This window comes from Planococcus sp. A6, from assembly GCF_028823615.1.
Taxonomy (GTDB): Bacteria; Bacillota; Bacilli; order Bacillales_A; family Planococcaceae; genus Planococcus.
Genome location: NZ_JAPEHT010000235.1, coordinates 1 through 2,060 on the forward strand (window position 1 = coordinate 1; position 2,060 = coordinate 2,060).

General features: G+C 50.0%; 2 protein-coding genes. Both read left to right on the forward strand.

Annotated elements, in window-relative coordinates; all coding sequences use genetic code 11:
- On the forward strand, window positions 1–387 hold a 387-nt coding region (locus ON064_RS18090), incomplete at its 5' end, for a His/Gly/Thr/Pro-type tRNA ligase C-terminal domain-containing protein (protein ID WP_274625856.1).
- Between the two features lie 2 nt (window positions 388–389).
- Window positions 390–2,060 (forward strand): aspartate--tRNA ligase (gene aspS / locus ON064_RS18095; RefSeq protein WP_274625857.1); only part of this gene is annotated, 1,671 nt, incomplete at its 3' end.

Sequence of the window (2,060 nt, forward strand, 5' to 3'; positions counted from 1 at the left end):
CCGGAATCGCCTGGCATCGGCTTTGCGATGAGCATCGAGCGCTTGTTGCTGGCACTGGAAATGGAGAAAGTGGAAATCGGGCAAGATCAATCACTTGATGCATACGTCATCGCAATGGACGCGGCATCGAAAAAGAAAGCCGTCTCTATTGTCCGCGATCTGCGTACAAATGGCATCTCCGCGGACATGGATTTCACTGATCGCAAGATGAAAGCCCAGATGAAATCTGCCGACCGCAAAAAAGCACGTTTTGTCATCGTTATCGGTGAATCGGAGCTCGAGAGCGGCAAAGCGGCCGTCAAAGAAATGGCGACGCGTGACCAGCAGGAAGTGCCATTCGGTGAATTGGCTGAAAGCATCCAGAAAAAGAAATCATTGGAGGAATAAATATGTCGAGAACACATTATTGTGGAGAAGTGAACGAAACGGCAATCGGCCAGCGCGTATCATTGAAAGGGTGGGTCCGCAAACGCCGCGACCTTGGCGGATTGATTTTCGTCGATGTCCGCGACCGTTCAGGAATTGTCCAAGTGGTCTTCAACCCGGAAATTTCGGAACCTGCGTCAAAAATCGGTGAATCATTGCGCAATGAATTTGTTGTCCATATTGATGGCTTAGTCGTCGAACGGGCGGAAGGCCAAGTGAACGCAGCGATGAAAACTGGCAAAATCGAAGTGCAAGTGGATAATGTGGAAATCATCAATGCCGCGAAAAACCCGCCGTTTGCGATTGAGGACCAAACAGATGTCAGCGAAGACTTACGCTTGAAATACCGTTATTTGGACTTGCGCCGCCCGGCGATGTTCGAAACATTGAAAATGCGTTCAGACGTTACGAAAACAATCCGCAATTTCCTCGACAGCGAAGGATTCTTGGATGTGGAAACGCCGATTTTGACGAAATCCACTCCGGAAGGCGCACGTGACTATTTGGTGCCAAGCCGCGTACACGACGGTGAATTTTACGCCTTGCCGCAATCACCGCAATTGTTCAAGCAAATGCTGATGGTTTCAGGGGTAGATAAATATTACCAAATTGCACGTTGTTTCCGCGATGAAGATTTGCGCGCTGACCGCCAGCCGGAATTCACGCAAATCGATATGGAAATGAGTTTCCAGACGATGGAAGACATTATTGAATTGAACGAACGCTTGATGATCCAAGTGATGAAGGATGTAAAAGGCATCGACATCGATGCAGGATTCGAGCGCATGAGTTACCGTGATGCCATGGAACGTTTCGGTTCAGATAAGCCTGATGTCCGCTTCGGCATGGAATTGACCGATGTATCGGAACTGGTGAAAGACTCCGCGTTTAAAGTCTTCATAGGAGCAGTGGAATCTGGCGGGCAAGTCAAATTGATCAACGCCAAAGGACAAGCCGCCAATTACTCACGTAAAGACATCGATGCACTCGGCGAATTCGCTGCGCGTTACGGCGCGAAAGGCTTGGCATGGCTGAAGGTGGAAGAAGGCGGCGTCAAAGGGCCGATCGCCAAATTCTTCGAAGGCGAGATGGCTGATAGCTTGATCACAGCGGCTGATGCTGAAGCAGGAGATTTGTTATTGTTCGTCGCTGACTCCAAAACGGTCGTTGCTGATGCTCTTGGTGCCTTGCGTATGAAGCTCGGCAAAGACTTGGACTTGATCGACCAATCGATCTTCAAATTCCTATGGATCACCGACTGGCCGCTGCTTGAATACGACGACAAAGACGGGCGCTATTATGCGGCGCACCATCCGTTTACGATGCCGTTCGAAGAAGATCTCGATAAGCTTTCCACGGAACCTCAAAACGTACGTGCCCAAGCTTATGACTTAGTATTGAACGGCTATGAACTGGGCGGGGGATCGGCGCGTATTTACAAGCGCGATATCCAGGAGAAAATGTTCGAAGTACTCGGCTTCTCGAAAGAAGAAGCGACAGAGCAATTCGGTTTCTTGCTCGAAGCATTCGAGTATGGGACGCCTCCACATGGCGGCATTGCATTCGGCCTTGACCGTTTGGTAATGTTGTTGGCAGGGCGCACCAACCTGCGCGACACGATTGCATTTCCGAAG